We start from the raw sequence: 17,842 nt of genomic DNA, 5'->3' as shown, positions 1-17,842 counted from the left end.
TCGATGAACTTCGTCCTCCGACGGGCCGGGCAGGCCGCGATCGTCCTGATCGCGGCCTTCACGGCCACCTTCTTCCTGCTGCAGCTGCTGCCGGGCGACGCGATCCTGATCAAGTTCTCCGACCCCAGCCTCGGGCTGTCGCCGGAGCAGCTCGACGGGATCCGCGCCACGTACGGCACCGACCTGCCGTGGTGGCAGCAGTACCTGCATGCGGGGCTCGGGTTCCTCGGCGGCGACTTCGGCTTCTCGACGCAGTTCGGCACCCCGGTGCTGACGATGCTCGCCGAGGCGCTGCCGTCGACCCTGCTGCTCGCGTCGCTCGGACTCGTGGTGGCGCTGCTGATCGCGGTGCTCGTCGCAGGACTCTCCTCGCTCGCACCGTTCAGCTGGCTGCGCGACGGCATCCGCCAGGTGCCGGGTCTGTTCGTCGCCGTGCCGGTCTTCTGGCTCGGCATCCTGCTCATCCAGGTCTTCTCGTTCGGCCTCGGCTGGGTGCCGGTCGTCGGCGCCGACCCGGTCGCGGGGCTGATCCTGCCCGTGCTCACGCTCGCCGTGCCGATCTCCGCGCCACTCGCACAGGTGCTGGTGCGAGCGATCGACCAGGTGCAGGTGCAGCCCTTCATCACGGTGGTGCGCGCCAAGGGCGCACCGCCGTCGTGGGTCCTCACCCGCTCGGTGGCGCGCAACGCGGCGCTGCCGACGCTCACGATCGCCGGCGTGCTCTTCGGCGAACTGGTCGGGGGAGCGGTCGTCACCGAGACCGTGTTCGGCCGCACCGGCATCGGCAGGCTCACCGAGCAGGCGGTGTCCAACCAGGACATCCCCGTGCTGCAGGGCGTCGTGCTGCTGTCGGCGCTCGGCTTCGTTCTCATCAGCTTCGCCGTCGACCTCGTCACCCCGCTGATCGATCCCCGCCAGCGCGCCCTCTCGAAGACAGGAGTCTCGGCATGACCGTCGCAGCCATCGCCGCATCCGCCGACCCCGCCGTCGAGCCTCCGCAGCAGGATGCCACGGCATCCGTCCCGAGCAGCCGACCTCGGCGACTCGGGGCACGACAGTGGGATCTGTACCTCGCTGTCGCCGTGATCGCTCTCGCAGTGCTCTGGGCGGTGATCCCCGGGGCGTTCGCCCCGGGTGACCCGCTCACCGGCACCCCTGCAGACAAGCTGCTGCCGCCGAGCGCGGCGCACTGGTTCGGCACCGACACCCTGGGGCGCGACCTGTTCGGGCGCGTCGTGCACGGCGCCGTGCACTCGCTCTCCGGCGCCCTCATCGCCGTCACTCTCGGCCTCGCGCTGGGCACCATCCTCGGCGCGATCGCCGGAGCCATCGGCGGCGTCGTCGACGACATCCTGATGCGCGTGGTCGACGTGCTGCTGGCGATCCCCGGCCTCCTGCTGTCGCTCTCGGTGATCATCCTGCTCGGATTCGGCACGGTGAACGCGGCCATCGCCGTCGGTCTCGGCAGCGTCGCGGCGTTCGCCCGTCTGATGCGGTCGGAGGTCGCGCGGGTGCGTCGCAGCGAGTACGTCGAGGCGGCCTACGGCAGCGGTGGCACGTTCGTCACGGTGCTTCGCCGGCATGTGCTGCCGAACTCGCTCACCCCGATCGTGGCGCTCGCCGCATTGCAGTTCGGCACCGCGATCCTGGCGATCTCGACACTCGGCTTCCTCGGCTACGGGGCTCCGCCGCCCACCCCCGAATGGGGTCTGCTCATCGCCGAGGGTCGCAACTACACCGCCACCGCCTGGTGGCTGACCGCGCTGCCCGGTCTGGTCGTGGTCGCGGTCGTGCTCAGCGCCAACCGCATCTCGCACCGCATCGGAAGAAGATCACGATGACGGTTCTCGCCGTCGACGACCTCAGGGTCTCGTACGCCACCAGGGAGGGTCGGCGCGAGGTCGTGCACGGCGTCTCGTTCGAGATCGCCGAGGGGGAGGCGCTCGCGCTGGTGGGCGAGTCGGGGTCGGGCAAGTCCACCACCGCGCATGCCCTGCTCGGCCTGCTGCCGGCCGGCGGCAGGGTCGAGGGTGGTGCGGTGCGCCTCGGCGATCTCGACATCTCGGGCTGGTCGGATCGCGCGCTGCGCAGCATCCGCGGTCCTGAGATCGGTCTCGTCCCGCAGGACCCGGTGACCTCGCTCGATCCCGTGCGCACGATCGGCGCACAGGTCGAGGAGGTGCTGCGGCTGCACGGCCACCGCGACCGTCGGTCGCGCCGGGCGCGGGCGATCGAGCTGCTCGAGCGGGTCGGCATCGACGACCCTGATCTGCGCGTGCGCCAGTACCCGCACGAGCTCTCCGGGGGCATGCGCCAGCGCGTGCTCATCGCATCCGCGATCGCCCTGCGCCCCCGCCTGCTGATCGCCGACGAGCCGACCAGCGCACTGGATGCCACCGTGCAGCGCAAGGTGCTCGATCTGCTCGACGAGCTGCGCCGCGAGGAGGGCACGAGCATCCTGCTCGTCACCCACGATCTCGGAGTCGCCGCCGACCGCGCGCAGCGACTGGTGGTGCTCAAGGACGGGCGCATCGTCGAGCAGGGCGCGAGCGCGCAGGTGCTCGCAGCACCCTCCGACGGGTACACGAAGCAGCTGCTCGCCGACGCTCCGGCATTCACCACCGGTTTCCGTCGGCCGGAGGCACCGCCATTCCTGAGGGATGCTGCGGCGGTGGCCGCGGAGAACCCGTTCGCGATCACCGCGAGCGGACTCGTGAAGGAGTTCGCGGTCGCCGGGCGTGAGCGCTTCCGCGCGGTCGACGACGTGTCGTTCCGGGTGCGCAGGGGAACGACGCACGCCCTGGTCGGGGAGTCGGGTTCGGGCAAGACCACGACCGCGCGACTGGTCACGCGGTTCCATCAGCCGGATGCCGGTGCGATCGAGATCGACGGAGAGGATGTGACCGGGCTGTCGGGGCAGCGCCTGCGCGCCCTGCGTCGCCGCATCCAGCTCGTCTATCAGAACCCGTTCGCGTCGTTGGACCCGCGGCAGCAGATCGTCGACATCGTCGCCGAGCCGCTGCAGAACTTCGGCGTCGGCTCGCGCGCCGAACGCAGGGAGCGCTCGCTGGCGCTGCTCGACAGGGTGTCGCTGCCGAGCGACGTCGCCCGACGCACGCCGGGCGAGCTCTCGGGCGGTCAGCGGCAGCGGGTGGCGATCGCGAGGGCGCTCGCCATCGACCCCGAGATCGTCGTGCTCGACGAGGCGGTCTCGGCCCTCGACGTGACGGTGCAGGCGCGCATCCTCGAACTGCTCACCTCGCTGCAGTCGGAACTCGGCCTGACCTACCTGTTCATCTCGCACGATCTCGCCGTCGTGCGCCGGATCAGCCACACGGTCTCGGTCATGCGCCGCGGGCGCATCGTCGAGGAGGGCAACACCGAGGACCTCTTCCACGACCCTCAGCACGATTACACCAGGGAGCTGCTCGCAGCCGTCCCCGGACGAACGGAGCAGCCCGCATGACCGGACCCACGATCGCCTTCTTCACACGTCTGCTCGATGACGCGTCTCCTGCCGAGCGATACGCGCTCGCCACCGAGCAGATCCAGCACGCCGAGCGTCACGGCGTCGGACGTGCCTGGGTGGCGCAGCATCACTTCCGTGCGGCGGAGGGCGGGCTCCCTTCACCGCTCGTGTTCCTGGCGAACGTCGCCGCGCAGACGTCGCGCATCCGCCTGGGCACCGGCGTCGTCACGCTTCCGCTCGAAGATGCGGTGCGCGTCGCCGAGGATGCCGTCGTCGCCGATCTGCTCTCGGGCGGCCGCATCGATCTGGGGCTGGGAAGCGGAGGGACGCCGGCGTCGTTCATCCCGTTCGGCGAGGACGTGCGCGACAAGGCGCCGACCTACGACCGCAAGCTCCGACTTCTCCTCGACGCGCTCTCGGGGCGCGACATCGGCGCGGACAACACTCTCTATCCGGATGCCGGCAGCCTCGCCGACCGCATCTGGCAGGCCACGTTCTCGTCGCCAGGCGGTCACCGCGCGGGCATCCACGGACACGGCCTGCTGCTGTCGCGCACCCAGCCGCGGTCGACGGACGCGCTGCACGCCCCGCTCTCGGCGCTGCAGGATCCGATCATCGACGCGTATCTCGAGGCTCTGCCCGACGGCACCGCTCCGCGCATCACCGCCTCGCGCACTGTGTTCGTGGCAGACGACCGCGCCGAGGCCCTGCGCTTCGCGGAGGTCGGCCTGCGGCGTGCCGCCGAGGGCTTCCGTCGTCAGGGGCAGACGATCCCCGGCGACGACCTCGACGAGCTGATCGTCGCGCTCGACACCCACCTCGGCACCCCCGAGCAGGTCGCCGAGTCGCTCGCCTCCGACTCGACCCTCGCGAGAGCCACCGAGGTGGCATTCCAGGTCCACTCGGTCGATGCGCCGCACGAGCACGTGCTGCGCTCGATCGAGCTGTTCGCAGAGCAGGTGGCCCCTGCTCTCGGCTACACCCGCACCGACACCATCAAGGAGAAGGCATGACCACTGACATCGTCGATCAGATCGCGGGGGTGACGCGCGAGCTCGATGCGCTGCGGCGCCGTCGCCCCGTCACCAGGGAGCAGCTGCAGGCGAGCTTCGATGCGCTCTTCGCGCCGGTTTCGACGACGGAGGTGTCGCAGGCCGAGCGCGAGCTGATCGCCGCGTTCGCCACGCGCCTCGCCGGAGACGACGACGCCACAGGGAGGTTCTACGCAGACCGGGCGCTGACGGCGGACCCGCAGCGCGCGGCGGTCGTGATCGCCGAGGCGACGGATGCCGCGGTCGTCGGGCCGTTCGGCTCCTACACCGAGGCGGGGCTGCAGGCCGAGAACACCGACGGTGAGCGCTACGCCCCGTCGGCCGAGGTCGCAGAGGTGCTCGGCGACCGTCTCGCCGCGGCCCTCGCGCACACGCACCTGCTCGTGTTCCGTCCGCGGGAGTCGTCGGCGGACGACATCCAGCGGCTGGTGGATGCGGGGTGGTCGGCCGACGGCATCGTGACGCTGTCGCAGCTGGTGTCGTTCCTCGCGTTCCAGCAGCGCGTGGTCACAGGACTGACCGCGCTTCAGAAGGGAATCGCCGCATGACCGCTCTGCTGCATGACATCGCACCGCACCCCGAGGCGTTCACACGGGCCGAGGTCGGCTGGACTCCTCACCTCCCGCCACTCGCCGAGGAGGAGCTGACCGAGCGCCACTACGACGGACTCGTCGACGCCTCGCGCGCGAAGAACGACTACTTCCGTCTGCTCGCGCGCGACCCCGAGGTGCTCAAGGCGCGCACTCTCGTCGATAAGGACATCTTCTACAACGCCGCTGAAGGGCTGCCTCGCGCCGAGCGCGAGCTCTCGGCGGCGGCCGCATCCCGTCGCAACGGCTGCGTGTTCTGCGCCTCGGTGCACTCGCGCTTCGCGGCGCACCACAGCAAGCGCGTCGACGACGTCGATCGCCTGCTCGACGAGGGCGTGGATGCCGACCTCGGCGAGCGGTGGAACGCCGTGGTGGCGGCGTCCGTCGCGCTGACCGACACCCCGAATGCGTTCGGCGCCGACGAGATCGCCCGTCTGCGCGCGGCGGGCCTCGACGATCTCGAGATCGCCGACGTCATCCACGGGGCAGCGTTCTTCAACTGGGCGAACCGACTGATGCTCTCGCTCGGCCGCCCGGTCGCTGCCGTCTGAACCAGGCGAGGACTCAGCACCAGCCCGCCGAAGCCACACGCCGACTGATCACCGCGAACTCGATCTCGCTGGCCGCAGCATCCACTGCGGCCGGCGCCTGGTCCTGAGGCTCTAAGGAATCAGCACGATCTTGCCCGAGGCGGCGCCGGACTCCATGAGCTCATGGGCCTGCGCCGCCTCGGCGAGCGGCAGCTCGGGTCCGAGCTCGATGACGAAGTCGCCGGCCGCCAGCAGCTCGACGGTCGCGCCCAGCGCCTCGGCCCGCCACGCGAGCTCCTGCTCGGAGAGCGGGGTGGGGGAGCCGCCGGAGAAGGCGCGGATGCCGAACGACGCGGCATCCGGGCCGCGCACGATCGTCGCGATGCGGTCGCGGTCTGCGACGAGCTCGAGCGAGACGTCGATCGCCTCGTCGGTGCCTGCGCAGTCGAGGACGACGGTCACGCCGTCCGGAGCGGCCTCGCGCACTCGTTCGAGCAGCCCGCGCCCGTACGCGACGGGTGTGGCGCCGAGTTCGCGCAGCTGACCGTGTCGAGCGGGGCTGGCGGTGGCGATCACGGTGGCACCCCAGGCGACGGCGAACTGCACGGCCGCCTGGCCGACCGAGCCGGAGCCGCCGTGCACGAGCAGCACGTCGCCTTCCGCGAGCCCGAGCGAGCGGAGGGCCTGGTAGGCGGTGCCGGCGGGGATGCCGATGCCGGCGCCCTCGGCCGCGGTGACCGCATCGGGCAGCGCCACGAGCTTCTCGACCGGCACGGCGAGCAGGCTCGCGTAGGTGCCGAGGGTGTCGCGGATGGCCACGCGGTCGCCCACGGCGAAGCCGTCGACGTCGTCGCCGAGCGACTCGATCACCCCGGCGCCGTCGAAGCCGACGGCGCGGGGCTCGGTGATCGGCGGCGATGGCCGCTTCGCGCTGCGCAGCTTGGCATCGATCGGGTTGGCCCCTGCCGCTTCGATGCGCACCACGGCCTCGCCGTCGAGCGCGATCGGATCGGGGACCTCGATCAGGTGCAGCACATCAGGGGAACCGAACTCTGTGTAGACGATCGCGCGAGCCATGTCCTCAGGCTACCCCCGGGATGCCAGCACCTTCATGATGCGCTGCGGCGAGACGGGCTGCGCGGTGCCGAGGCGCTGTGCGAACACGCTCACACGATACTCCTCGAGCAGCCAGCGGGTCTCGACGAGCGCAGCGGGGGCTCCGGGCTCTAGCGGGATCGTCCCACCGGCATCCTCGAACACCTTCGCCATGCGCTCGAACTCGCTCATGCGGGTGCGGTCCTTGCCCGGTTCGTTCGCCAGGGTCTTCAGCCGGTCGAGCATCCCGTCGAGGTACCGGGGGAAGTGCGCGAGGCGATCGACGCCTGCGGCAGAGACGAAGCCCGGGTGCAGGAGGCCGGAGAGCTGCGTGCGGATGTCGTTGAGCGGCCCGAGCAGAGCGAGCGAGTTCTGCGACCTGATGCCGCGCTCGACGTCACGCGCCTTCGTGAGGATGCGGGCGACGAGCGAGACGCAGGCGAACAGCTCGTCGACGAGGGATGCCGAGACGGCGTCGCGCACGCGCTCGAACTCGACCGGGGTGCGTACGATCCCGCCGGGAGCCTCGCGGTCGATCAGCTTCTGCACCACGGCGGCACGGCAGTCCTCGATGAGGGCCGCCGCGGACTGATACGGCGACGCGGCGAGTGCGAGCTTCTCCTGGCTGGTGAGGTGCTGCTGCACATACGACGAGGGCGAGGGCACGCCGAGCAGCACCAGTCGCCGCACACCGGCGCGAGTGGCCGTGATCGCAGCGTCGGCTGTCGATTCCACGCGCACCGAGACGGTCTTGCCCTGATCGACGATCGCCGGATAGCCGCGGACGACACCGCCGGCGACGCGCGTGTCGAGCACTTCGGGGAGCTCGCCGAAGGTCCAGGCGGTGAGGCCTTCCTGTTCGATCGATGCGGCCGCGGCCACGGGCCGCGGGCCGTTCGACGGCCCCGGTCGGCGGGGCGGGGCTGCGATCGACCGGGCCACGCTGCTGCGGGCCCGATCGGCGAGCTCGGCCTGCAGGATGCTGAGGTCGCGGTTCGATCCTGCGACGCGTCCGCGCTCGTCGACGGCGCGGAAGTTCATGCGCAGGTGCCCGGGCACACGGTCGTCCTCGAAGTCGGCAGCCGACACGAGCTGATTCGCGAGGGGCTGGATGAGGCGTGCGAGCGCCTCTTTCAGCGTGCGGTTCGGGAGCCCGCCGTGCGACTCGGGCCCGTCTCCGGCGAGCTCGACCCCGAACTTGTCGGCCCAGTCGGCCGCGGGCACCACATGGCGGCGGATCGCCTTCGGCAGCGCGCGGAGCAGTCCGGTGACGAGTTCCGCTCGCAGGCCGGGTACCTGCCAGTCGAACCCGCGATCCTCGATCTGCGCGAGAAGGGGGAGCGGGATCACGACGCTGACGCCGTCGTCCGCGGCTCCCGGTTCGAAGCGGTAGGCGAGTCCGAGCACCTGATCGCCCTGGGTCCATCGGGTGGGGAACTCGCTCTGATCCGCTCTGCTCTCATCGTCGAGCAGGTCCGCCTCGCGCATCACGAGCAGCTTCGGTGTGGCGGCCAGGGTCTCGCGCCACCACTTCTCGAACGAGCGCACGTCGAAGACGTCGGCCGGGATGCGCTCGTCGTAGAAGCGGAAGACCGCCTCGTCGCCGGCGAGGATGTCGCGGCGGCGTTCGCGCTCCTCGAGCTTCTCGAGGCGCTTGCGCAGCTCGGCGTTGCTGCGCCAGAACGCGCTGACCCGCTTGTCGATGCGGGTCGGGTCCCATTCGCCCTCGACGAGCGCATGCCGCACGAACATCTCGCGCGAGGCTGCGCGGTCGATGCGGGCGAACTGCACGCGACGGCGGGGGATGATCTCGACCCCGAACAGCGTCACCTTCTCGTAGGCGACAGCGGCCCCCGCATCCTTCGACCAGTGCGGCTCGGTGATCTGGCGCTTCGCAAGGTCGCCCGCGAGCGCCTCGGCCCAGGCGGGATCGATCGCGGCGACCGTGCGGGCGTAGGTGCGTGAGGTCTCGACGATCTCGGCGGCCATGACCGCCTGCGGGGCCTTCTTGCGCAGCGCAGAGCCGGGGAAGATCGAGAAGCGGATGCCGCGGGCGCCGCGGTACTCCGCCATCCTCTTCTTCTTGGGATCGATGCCCTTGCCGGTGTTGCGCTCGTCGAGGATGCCGATCTGAGACAGCAGACCCGCGAGCAGGGCGCGGTGGATCGCTTCCGGATCCGCGCTGCCCGAGCGCCCTGAGTCCTTGTCCTTCACCAGCGACCGCAACTGGCGGTGCACGTCGAACCACTCGCGCACGCGGACGTAGTTGAGGTGCTCCGACCGGCAGAGTCGACGGAAGGCGCTCGAGCCGAGTTCGCGCTGCTGCTCTCTGAGGTGGTTCCAGAGGTTCAGGATCGAGAGGAAGTCGCTCGTCGGGTCGGCGAATCGCGCGTGCATCCGGTCGGCCTCGTCGCGCACGCTCTGGGGAGCCTCCTGCGACGGACGCTCGCGCACGTCCTGGATCGACATGCCGGCGACGATCGCGAGCACGTCGCGCGTGACATCCGCCCCGCCGGGGCGGCCGGCCTCGATGAGCATGCGGGCGAAGCGGGGGTCGATCGGGATGCGCGAGATGTCCCGGCCGATGCGGGTGAGGCGAGGGGTGTCGCCGCTTCCTGTCACGGCGCCGAGTTCGGTGAGCAGATCGACGGCGGCCTTCACGCCGCGGGAGTCCGGCGGAGTGAGGAACGGGAATGCCGTGATGTCGCCGAACCCGAGCGACAGCATCTGCAGGATGACCGAGGCGAGCGACGTGCGCAGGATCTCGGGCTCCGTGAACTCCGCCCGACTCTCGAAGTCCTCTTCGCTGAAGAGGCGGATCGCGATGCCGTCACTCGTGCGCCCGGCACGGCCGGAGCGCTGGTTCGCGGATGCCTGCGAGATCGCCTCGATCGGCAGCCGCTGCACCTTCGACCGGTTGCTGTAGCGCGAGATGCGCGCGGTGCCGGTGTCGATCACATACCGGATGCCGGGAACCGTGAGGCTGGTCTCGGCGACGTTCGTGGCGAGCACGACGCGGCGCCGCACCCCGGCGACGCGGCTCTTCTCGAACACGCGGTGCTGCTCGGCGGCCGACAACCGGCCGTACAGCGGCAGCACCTCGGTGGGGGAGCGATCCTTCGAATAGGCGCCGCGCACGGCATCCGCCGCGTCCCTGATCTCGGCCTCGCCCGGCAGGAACACGAGCACGTCGCCCGGTTCCTCGCGGTCGAGCTCGCGCAGCGCGGCGACGATCGCGGTGACCTCGTCGGCCTCCTCGGCGTTCTCCGTCTCGTCCGTCTGGGCCCGATAGCGGATCTCGACGGGGAAGGTGCGTCCCGACACCTCGATGACCGGCGCAGGCACGCCGTCGGGCGAGGCGAAGTGCCGGGCGAAGCTCTCGGGGTCGATCGTCGCCGAGGTGATGATCACCTTGAGATCGGGGCGCTCGGGGAGGATTCGCATGAGGTAGCCGAGCAGGAAGTCGACGTTGAGCGAGCGCTCGTGCGCCTCGTCGATGATGATCGTGTCGTAGCGACGCAGCAGCCTGTCGCGGTGGATCTCGTTGAGCAGGATGCCGTCGGTCATCAGCGCGATGCGCGTCTCGTCCGACACCTTGTCGGTGAAGCGCACCTTGTAACCGACGAGGGTGCCGAGCTCGACCTGCAGCTCCTCTGCGACGCGTTCGGCGATCGTGCGGGCGGCCAGTCGACGGGGCTGCGTGTGCGCGATGCGCTCGCGCCCGAGGTCGAGGCAGATCTTCGGAAGCTGAGTCGTCTTGCCCGACCCGGTGGCTCCGGCGACGATGACCACCTGGTTGTCGCGGATGGCGTCGGCGATCTCGTCCCGCGCAGCGCTGACGGGCAGCTCGGGAGGATAGAAGATCACGGGGGAAGGCATAGAACTCCCATCGTACGATTCATCCGTGAGCACTGTGTCGAAGCCCCTTCCTGCAACGCAGTGGTTTCGTGAGTTCGGGCGGGCCCCGCGCATCCTCGGCCTCGACGTCGCCCGGGGCCTCGCGATCCTCGGCATGGCCGGCGCGCACATCGGCGAGACCGAGGCGTTCGATCCGTTCGACCTGTCGACGTGGACCGACCTGGTGCACGGGCGCTCGTCGATCCTGTTCGCGGTGCTCGCCGGAATCTCGATCGCCTTGATGACCGGGCGCAGCGCGCTGCCGGACCCCGAGCGGATGCCGAGCATCCGCCTGCAGCTCGTCGGTCGCGGAGCGGTGATCTTCCTGATCGGTCTGGCGCTCGAGATGCTGAACACGCCGATCGCGGTGATCCTCACCCTCTACGGCCTTCTCTACGTGGCCGTCATCCCGTTCCTCCGGTGGCAGCCCTGGAAGCTGCTGATCGCCGCCGGCATCCTGGCGCTCGCGGCGCCGGCCGTGCTCGCGCTGCTGGCCGCCCTCACGCTGTACCCCACCGGAGCGGGCATCAGCCTCGTGCTCTACGGCTCCTATCCGATCACGGCGTGGCTCGCGTTCGTCTTCGCCGGCATGGCTCTCGGGCGCCTGCACGTCGAGAAGCTCGAGACCGCGGCGATCACGTTCGGCGTCGGCGTGGGGCTCATGCTCGTCGGCTATGGGCTCGGCCTCATCGGGGGTGTCACCGGCATCAGATCCTCCTCGTGGATGACAGGCGGAGAGGGCGCCGCAGGATGGAGCACCTACCCCGATGCGCTGGCCGCGGCGGACCCGGCTGGGGCCGTCGTCCGGGCGATCTTCGCCGTGGATCCGCACTCCGGCGGAACGGCCGAGATCCTGGGGTCCGGCGGGTTCGCCCTGTCGGTCATCGCGCTGTGCGTGCTGCTCAGCGGACCGCTGCGCGCGGTGCTGCTTCCGCTGGGGGCGTTGGGATCGATGCCGCTGTCGGCTTACAGCGTGCACGTCGCGTCGGTCGCGCTGATCGCAGGACCCGGCGGCTTCTTCTCGAGCAACGCGTTCTGGGCCGCCACCGCGATCGTGCTCCTTCTCGCCACGACGCTGTGGTCGATCCTGTTCGGGCGAGGGCCGCTCGAACGACTCGTCGGCTGGGCTGCGACGAGGATGGCCGCGGTTCCCCCTGGGCCACCTGTCATCACAGGTCGTAGGGTGGGACCATGACGATTCCTGCACTCGAACTGAACGACGGCCATTCCATCCCGCAGCTCGGCTACGGGGTGTTCAAGGTTCCGGCCGACGAGACCGAGCGCGCCGTGAGCGAGGCGCTCGAGATCGGCTACCGCCACATCGACACGGCCGCCATCTACGGCAACGAAGAGGGCGTCGGCGCGGCCATCGCCGCATCCGGCATCGCCCGCGACGAGCTGTTCATCACCACCAAGCTCTGGAACGACCGGCACCACGGCGAGGAGCCGCGTGCGGCGATCGGGGAGAGCCTCGAGAAGCTCGGTCTGGATGCGGTCGACCTCTACCTCGTGCACTGGCCCACCCCGGCCAAGGACGACTACGTGCACGCGTTCGCCAAGCTCATCGAGCTGCGCGACGCCGGCCTCACGCGCAGCATCGGCGTCTCGAACTTCCTGGTGCCGCACCTCGAGCGCGTCGTGGCCGAGACCGGCGTCACCCCGGCGGTCAACCAGATCGAACTTCACCCCGCCTACCAGCAGCGCGACGTCGTGGACTGGGCGACCGAGCACGGCATCCGCATCGAATCGTGGGGGCCGCTCGGCCAGGGCAAGTACGACCTGTTCGGCACGCCGGCGATCGCCGAGGCTGCAGCGGCGCACGGCGTCACCCCCGCCCAGGCCGTGCTGCGCTGGCACCTGCAGAAGGGCTTCATCGTCTTCCCGAAGTCGGTGCGGGCAGAGCGTCTGCGCGAGAACCTCGACGTCTTCGGCTTCGAGCTGACCGACGCCGAGATCGCGAAGATCGACGCGCTCGACCCGCTCGACGGCTCGGGCCGCGTCGGCTCGCACCCCGACGACGTCAACTGAGGCGTCCCGTTTCGACAGATGACGCCCCGTGTCGCTTCGCGCGACACGGGGCGTCGTCGTGAGTAGCGTCAACGGCATGACTGCTCCCTACCGCGTCGTCGCCGTCTCCGGTTCTCTGCACGAGCCCAGCAAGACCACGGCCCTCATCCGTGCGATCGCGGGGGCGATCGCCGAGCGCGCCGAGGTCGAGATCGAGGTCATCGAGCTCACCGACATCGGTCCGTCGCTCGCGGGGGCGCTTCGTCGCGACCAGCTGCCGGCGAGCGTCGAGGAGAAGCTCGTGGCCATCGAGGCGTCAGACCTGCTGATCGTGGGCAGCCCCGTCTACCGCGCGTCCTTCACCGGCCTGTTCAAGCATCTGTTCGACTTCGTCGGCCAGTACGAGCTCGTCGGCAAGCCGGTGCTGCTCGCGGCGACCGGAGGAGGAGAGCGCCACGCGCTGATCATCGAGCACCAGCTGCGGCCGCTGTTCGCCTTCTTCCAGGCGCTGACGCTGCCGCTCGGCGTCTACGCCAGCGACACCGACTTCGACGGCTACGTGATCGCATCCGACGTGCTCCGCGCACGGATCGAGCTCGCCGCAGACCGCGCGCTGCCTCTCGTCGGCTACGCCGCTTCCCGGCCCGTGGAGCTGCTCGTCTCCTGACCGTCTCGTCGAGGCCCGACCGGCGTAGCGTGGGCGTATGACGAACCGGCTCGCCGACACGCTCAGCCCCTACCTCCGTGCGCACGCGGACAACCCCGTCGAGTGGTATCCCTGGGGGCCGGCGGCCTTCGCCGAAGCGCAGCGGCGCGACGTGCCGCTGCTGATCTCCATCGGCTATTCGACGTGCCATTGGTGCCACGTGATGGCGAGGGAGTCGTTCGCCGACCCGCACACGGCCGCCCTGATCAACCGCGACTTCGTGGCGATCAAGGTCGATCGCGAGGAGCACCCCGACGTCGACGGTGCCTACATGGCCGCAGCGTCGGCGTTCACGCAGAACCTGGGGTGGCCGCTGACGGTGTTCACGACTCCGCGGGGCCGCACGTTCTATGCCGGCACCTACTGGCCGCCCGAGGCGCGACAGCCCCTGCCCGCGTTCCGCGACGTCCTCGCGGCCGTGAACGAGGCCTGGACCCTGCGTCGGGTGCAGGCCGAGGAGTCGGCGGATGCCGTGACCGATGCGCTCGCCAGAGCGGGGGCCGCCGTGCCCTCGGATCTGCCTGACGCCGCGGCGCTCGCCGGGGCGGCCGAGGCCATCGCTGCACGCGAGGATCGGCAGTTCGGCGGGTTCGGCGGCGCCCCGAAGTTCCCCGTCGCGACGACCCTGGGCCTGCTGCAGACGCCGCTGGTGCGGCGGAAGGCTCCGGATGCCGCGGCCGCGGCCGATCGGGCGCTCGCCGCGATGTCGGCATCCGATCTGCGCGATGCCGACGGCGGCTTCTTCCGCTACGCGACGCAACGCGACTGGACCGTGCCGCACTACGAGCGGATGCTGACCGACAACGCCCAACTGCTGCTCGTGGCACTGGATGCGGGGGACGAGTCGACCGCGCGCGGTATCGCGGACTTCCTCGTGGGCACTCTGCGCCGCGAGGGCGGCGGTTTCGGTGCCGCTCAGGATTCGGAGTCGTGGATCGACGGTCAGCGCAGCGAGGGCGGGTACTACCTGCGACCGGTGACCGAACGGGCGGGACTCGAGCCCCCGGCTGTCGACGGCAAGGTCATCACGGGCTGGAACGGGCTCGCCATCGGGGCGCTGGCGCGCGCCGGGTCGAGGCTCGGCGAGCCCACCTGGGTCGCCGAGGCGGAGGATGCCGCGGCATACGTGCTGCAGGTGAACCGCGACACGGCGGGCGCTCTGGTGCGCGCGTCTCTCGACGGCGTCGCGTCGCAGGCCATCGCGACCGCCGCTGATGTCGCGCTGCTCGCCGACGGGCTGTTCTCGCTCGCCGCCGCGACCGGCGATCCTCGGTGGGCCGTCGAGGCTCGCGACCTGCTCGATGCGGTCCTCTCCGGCATCCAAGGCGATCCGCTGCTCGCTGAGCACGGCATCGCGGCCGCGCCCGATCAGACCGACGGAGACCTGCCTTCGGATGCGGCCGCGGTCGCCGCCGCATCGCTCACGGCCTGGCGGCTCGGTGCAGGGGACCGCTATCGCGGAGCCGCGGCAGCGCGAGTGCGCGAGCACGCCGGCTCGGCGATCGGTCAGCCGTTCGCGCACGGCAGTCTGCTGCGGGTCGCCGCGGGGCTCGTCGATGCCCCCAGGCAGGTCGTCGTCGTCACCGAGGCGCCGCAGGGTGCCCTCGCGTCCGCCGCTCGTCGGGCAGACGCCGATGTCGTCGCGATCGTCACCCCGGAGCAGGCGGGGGCATTCGCGGACGCCGGCTTCGAGCTGTTCGAGGGCAAGGGGAGTGCCGGCGAGCAGGCGTTCGACTGCCGATCGTTCGTGTGCCGGCTCCCCGTGAGCGATCCCGCCGAGCTTCCTCTCGCGCGGTGAGGACTCAGCGAGCGTTGCGCGGGTGTTCCCGCGCGGTGCCCGCCGCTCCGCGTATGACTGTGCAGTCTGCTCGCCGGTTCCGCGATTCCACCCCGCCAGTTGCGCGCGTTGCGCACCGGATGCTGCACCGATTGCCCACCTCTCATCATCCGGTCTAGTGTTGCGCGACAGCAGGCGCCGCCCGGACGCCACCGCATCTCAGCAAGGACGCTCAGACGATGACTCTTCCCACCCGTGCCGGACTCGACGCCGTGCCTGCCTACCGCCAGGGGCGTTCCGCCCCGGCCGGTGCCTCGAAGCTCTCCTCCAACGAGTCTCCGCACCCGCCGCTCCCGTCCGTCGTCGAGGCGGTGCAGCAGCGCCTCGCGACCATCCATCGCTATCCCGACATGAGCGCCGCCGCTCTGCGCGAGCGCCTGGCGGAGCGATACGGCGTCGAGCCGGCGGCCGTCACCGTGGGTGCCGGGTCCGTCGAGATCGCCTCTCAGCTCATCCACGCCGTGGCCGGTGAGGGAGACGAGGTCATGTTCGCGAGGCGGTCGTTCGAGGCCTACCCGTCACTCGTGCGCATCGCCGGAGCGACTCCTGTCGCGGTGCCGCTGAACGCCGAGCACGCCCACGATCTCGATGCCATGCTCGCCGCGATCACCCCGCGCACGAGGCTGATCTTCGTGTGCAACCCGAACAACCCGACCGGAACGGTCGTCGGAGCGGCAGAGCTGGAGGCATTCGTCGCGGCGGTGCCCCGCGACGTGCTCGTCGTGATCGACGAGGCCTACGTGCACTTCGACCGCACGGGGTCGCACGGGGCGGGCGTCGAGCTCTTCCACCGGTATCCGCACGTCGCGGTGCTGCACACCTTCTCGAAGGCGTACGGCCTCGCCGGTCTGCGCATCGGCTACGCGCTCTCGCCGCTCGCGGTGGCCGACAGTCAGCGCAAGGTCGCCGTGCCGTTCGGGGTGACCGACCTCGCCCAGGCCGCGGCGCTCGCATCCCTCGATGCGGAGGACGAGCTCGCGGTGCGCATCGACGAGGTCGTCGCGCACCGCGATCGCCTGTGCGCGCTGCTCGTCGATGCCGGCTGGCCCGCCGTCACCTCGCAGGCGAACTTCGTCTGGGTCCCCGCGGGCGACCGCACCGACGAACTCGAGTCCCTGCTGAACGAGGGCGGGGTGATCACGCGGATCTTCGCCGGTGAGGGGATCCGCATCTCATCGGGTTCAATGGAGGACATAGACCGGGTGCAGTCAGCGCTCCAGGCTGAGACCGCACTGCAGGAGGCACGCGCATGACCGAGGTTCCGACCACGACGACCACGACGAAAGGTCTGCACCCCGGGCTGACCCGCCGGCAGATCTCGATGATGGGACTCGGCGGCGCGATCGGCGCCGGGCTGTTCGTGGGTTCGGGCCAGGCGATCAGCATCGCCGGCCCCGCTGTGCTGATCTCGTACCTCGTCGCGGGTGGCATCGTGGTGCTGATCATGGCGATGCTCGCCGAGATGGTCGCCGCCCGGCCGAGCTCCGGTGCCTTCAGCTCGTATGCGCAGAAGGCCATGGGACGCAGTGCCGGCAGCGCCGTCGGCTGGCTCTACTGGATCCAGCTCGTCGTCGTGATCGCGGCGGAGGCGACCGGAGCCGGAGGGATCATCTCTGCCTGGATCCCCGGCATCCCAGCGTGGGTGTGGGTGCTCGTCTTCGTGGTGGCACTGACCGCGGTGAACCTCTTCGGGGTGCGCAACTACGGCACGTTCGAGTTCTGGTTCGCCGCGATCAAGGTCGCCGCGATCATCGTGTTCCTCGTGGTCGGCGTGTGCGCCATCGTCGGCTTCATCCCCGGTGTTCCCGCGACAGGCATCGGCAACCTGGTCGACAACGGCGGCTTCGCACCGAACGGACTCACCGGCATCGCCGCCGCGCTGCTGATCGTGGTCTTCGCGTTCGGCGGCACCGAGGTCGTCGCGATCGCGGCTGCCGAGTCCGACGACCCCGCGCGCAACATCCGTCGGATCGTGCGCGAGGTGCTCGTGCGCATCCTGATCTTCTACGTCGGCTCGATCTTCGTCATCGTGTCGGTGCTGCCGTGGAACGACCCCGCCGTCAAGGACGGACCGTTCTCTGCCGTGCTCGATACCCTGCAGCTGCCCGGCGTCGGGCTCGTGATGGACCTCATCGTGGTGATCGCGCTGCTCTCGGCGATGAACGCGAACATCTACGGCGCATCGCGCATGGCTTACTCGCTCGGGGAGCGCGGTCTGGCTCCGCTCGCTGCGACCCGCACGACGTCGAAGGGCGTGCCGGTGGTCGCTGTGCTCGCCTCCGTCGCGTTCGGCTTCGTCACCGTGGGACTGAACTGGGCGTTCCCCGACGTGGTGCTCCCCGCGCTCCTCAACGTCGTCGGATCCACGCTGTTGGTCATCTGGACGGCGACCGCCGTGTCGCAGATCATCCTTCGCCGCCGTGCCGATCGGGCCGGGGAGGACATGCCGATGCGGATGTGGGGCTTCCCCTGGTTGTCGTGGCTGTGCCTGGCGCTCCTCGCCGGTGTCGTCGCGCTCACGATGATCGACGGCGCCGCGCGCGTGCAGCTGCTGCTCACCATCGGCCTGACCGTCGTGCTCCTGATCGTCGCGCGACTCACGCGGAACGCCTCCCGCCCCGGTGTCACCAGCGAGCGCGACAGCGCGGTGGTGGACTGA

14 protein-coding genes are annotated in these 17,842 nt (G+C 70.4%); 12 read left to right on the top strand and 2 right to left on the bottom strand.

The genetic code is table 11. The annotated features are described in order from the left end of the window. Nucleotides 1-3 precede the first annotated feature (3 nt). Genes OPU70_RS05395 through OPU70_RS05370 form a run of 6 tightly spaced genes read left to right on the top strand, consistent with a single transcriptional unit; the run spans nt 4 to nt 5,662 of the window. A complete protein-coding gene (locus tag OPU70_RS05395; RefSeq protein ID WP_079113252.1) occupies nt 4-951 on the top strand; it encodes an ABC transporter permease in 948 nt (315 codons plus the stop codon). Beyond that, on the top strand, nt 948-1,841 hold the full coding sequence (locus OPU70_RS05390) for an ABC transporter permease (RefSeq protein WP_079113251.1): 894 nt from the start codon (nt 948-950) through the stop codon (nt 1,839-1,841). Before OPU70_RS05395 ends, OPU70_RS05390 begins: the two co-directional genes overlap by 4 nt. Beyond that, nucleotides 1,838-3,466 (top strand): dipeptide ABC transporter ATP-binding protein, encoded by a 1,629-nt coding sequence (locus tag OPU70_RS05385; RefSeq protein ID WP_498557291.1) that lies wholly within the window; start codon nt 1,838-1,840, stop codon nt 3,464-3,466. The genes OPU70_RS05390 and OPU70_RS05385 overlap by 4 nt, the downstream gene beginning before the upstream one ends. Further along, nucleotides 3,463-4,482, top strand: a complete 1,020-nt coding sequence (locus tag OPU70_RS05380) for a putative FMN-dependent luciferase-like monooxygenase (protein ID WP_079113249.1) — start codon at nt 3,463-3,465, stop codon at nt 4,480-4,482. Before OPU70_RS05385 ends, OPU70_RS05380 begins: the two co-directional genes overlap by 4 nt. After that, nucleotides 4,479-5,069, top strand: a complete 591-nt coding sequence (locus OPU70_RS05375; protein WP_498557290.1) for a CMD domain protein — start codon at nt 4,479-4,481, stop codon at nt 5,067-5,069. Before OPU70_RS05380 ends, OPU70_RS05375 begins: the two co-directional genes overlap by 4 nt. Beyond that, the gene (locus OPU70_RS05370; protein WP_498557289.1) at nt 5,066-5,662 is read left to right on the top strand and encodes an alkylhydroperoxidase domain protein; all 597 of its coding nucleotides are present in this window, start codon (nt 5,066-5,068) and stop codon (nt 5,660-5,662) included. The genes OPU70_RS05375 and OPU70_RS05370 overlap by 4 nt, the downstream gene beginning before the upstream one ends. Before the next feature lie 111 nt (nt 5,663-5,773). Here OPU70_RS05370 and OPU70_RS05365 read toward each other — a convergent pair whose 3' ends face one another. Both OPU70_RS05365 and hrpA read right to left on the bottom strand, forming a co-directional pair. Next, nucleotides 5,774-6,718: a quinone oxidoreductase family protein gene (locus OPU70_RS05365; RefSeq protein WP_498557288.1), complete on the bottom strand. Its 945-nt coding sequence runs from the start codon at nt 6,716-6,718 to the stop codon at nt 5,774-5,776. Nucleotides 6,719-6,727: 9 nt separating this feature from the next. Further along, nucleotides 6,728-10,615 (bottom strand): ATP-dependent RNA helicase HrpA, encoded by a 3,888-nt coding sequence (gene hrpA / locus OPU70_RS05360; protein WP_498557287.1) that lies wholly within the window; start codon nt 10,613-10,615, stop codon nt 6,728-6,730. 25 nt (nt 10,616-10,640) lie between these two features. On the opposite strand from hrpA, the gene OPU70_RS05355 reads away from it, so the two are divergent. From OPU70_RS05355 to OPU70_RS05330, 6 genes are all read left to right on the top strand, one after another. Further along, nucleotides 10,641-11,828, top strand: coding sequence for a heparan-alpha-glucosaminide N-acetyltransferase domain-containing protein (locus tag OPU70_RS05355; protein ID WP_498557286.1), 1,188 nt, complete (start codon nt 10,641-10,643; stop codon nt 11,826-11,828). Further along, entirely contained in the window at nt 11,825-12,661 is an 837-nt protein-coding gene (locus OPU70_RS05350) for an aldo/keto reductase (protein ID WP_042537356.1), read from the top strand. Before OPU70_RS05355 ends, OPU70_RS05350 begins: the two co-directional genes overlap by 4 nt. A gap of 76 nt (nt 12,662-12,737) precedes the next feature. Further along, nucleotides 12,738-13,307: an FMN reductase gene (gene msuE, locus OPU70_RS05345; RefSeq protein ID WP_042537450.1), complete on the top strand. Its 570-nt coding sequence runs from the start codon at nt 12,738-12,740 to the stop codon at nt 13,305-13,307. A 37-nt stretch (nt 13,308-13,344) separates the two neighbouring features. After that, nucleotides 13,345-15,144 carry a thioredoxin domain-containing protein gene (locus OPU70_RS05340; protein WP_498557285.1) on the top strand — a complete coding sequence of 600 codons (1,800 nt, stop codon included), beginning with the start codon at nt 13,345-13,347 and terminating at the stop codon, nt 15,142-15,144. Between the two features lie 218 nt (nt 15,145-15,362). After that, complete coding sequence (gene hisC / locus OPU70_RS05335) at nt 15,363-16,436, top strand: histidinol-phosphate transaminase (RefSeq protein ID WP_498557284.1); 1,074 nt, start codon at nt 15,363-15,365, stop codon at nt 16,434-16,436. Then, a complete protein-coding gene (locus OPU70_RS05330; protein WP_498557283.1) occupies nt 16,433-17,842 on the top strand; it encodes an amino acid permease in 1,410 nt (469 codons plus the stop codon). Before hisC ends, OPU70_RS05330 begins: the two co-directional genes overlap by 4 nt.

The sequence above is a fragment of the Microbacterium sp. SWDP-B6 genome, assembly GCF_059803615.1.
The sequence above is the reverse complement of the archived record's forward strand: the minus strand, read 5'-3'. Positions and strand labels throughout refer to the sequence as shown.

Bases quoted from the DNA above. Each gene is read 5' to 3' on its own strand.
- OPU70_RS05395 (WP_079113252.1), top strand. From the start codon at position 4: ATGAACTTCGTCCTCCGACGGGCCGGGCAGGCCGCGATCGTCCTGATC.
- OPU70_RS05390 (WP_079113251.1), top strand. From the start codon at position 948: ATGACCGTCGCAGCCATCGCCGCATCCGCCGACCCCGCCGTCGAGCCT.
- OPU70_RS05330 (WP_498557283.1), top strand. From the start codon at position 16,433: ATGACCGAGGTTCCGACCACGACGACCACGACGAAAGGTCTGCACCCC.
- msuE (WP_042537450.1), top strand. From the start codon at position 12,738: ATGACTGCTCCCTACCGCGTCGTCGCCGTCTCCGGTTCTCTGCACGAG.
- OPU70_RS05370 (WP_498557289.1), top strand. From the start codon at position 5,066: ATGACCGCTCTGCTGCATGACATCGCACCGCACCCCGAGGCGTTCACA.
- OPU70_RS05380 (WP_079113249.1), top strand. From the start codon at position 3,463: ATGACCGGACCCACGATCGCCTTCTTCACACGTCTGCTCGATGACGCG.
- OPU70_RS05365 (WP_498557288.1), bottom strand. From the start codon at position 6,718: ATGGCTCGCGCGATCGTCTACACAGAGTTCGGTTCCCCTGATGTGCTG.
- hisC (WP_498557284.1), top strand. From the start codon at position 15,363: ATGACTCTTCCCACCCGTGCCGGACTCGACGCCGTGCCTGCCTACCGC.
- OPU70_RS05375 (WP_498557290.1), top strand. From the start codon at position 4,479: ATGACCACTGACATCGTCGATCAGATCGCGGGGGTGACGCGCGAGCTC.
- OPU70_RS05350 (WP_042537356.1), top strand. From the start codon at position 11,825: ATGACGATTCCTGCACTCGAACTGAACGACGGCCATTCCATCCCGCAG.
- hrpA (WP_498557287.1), bottom strand. From the start codon at position 10,615: ATGCCTTCCCCCGTGATCTTCTATCCTCCCGAGCTGCCCGTCAGCGCT.
- OPU70_RS05340 (WP_498557285.1), top strand. From the start codon at position 13,345: ATGACGAACCGGCTCGCCGACACGCTCAGCCCCTACCTCCGTGCGCAC.
- OPU70_RS05385 (WP_498557291.1), top strand. From the start codon at position 1,838: ATGACGGTTCTCGCCGTCGACGACCTCAGGGTCTCGTACGCCACCAGG.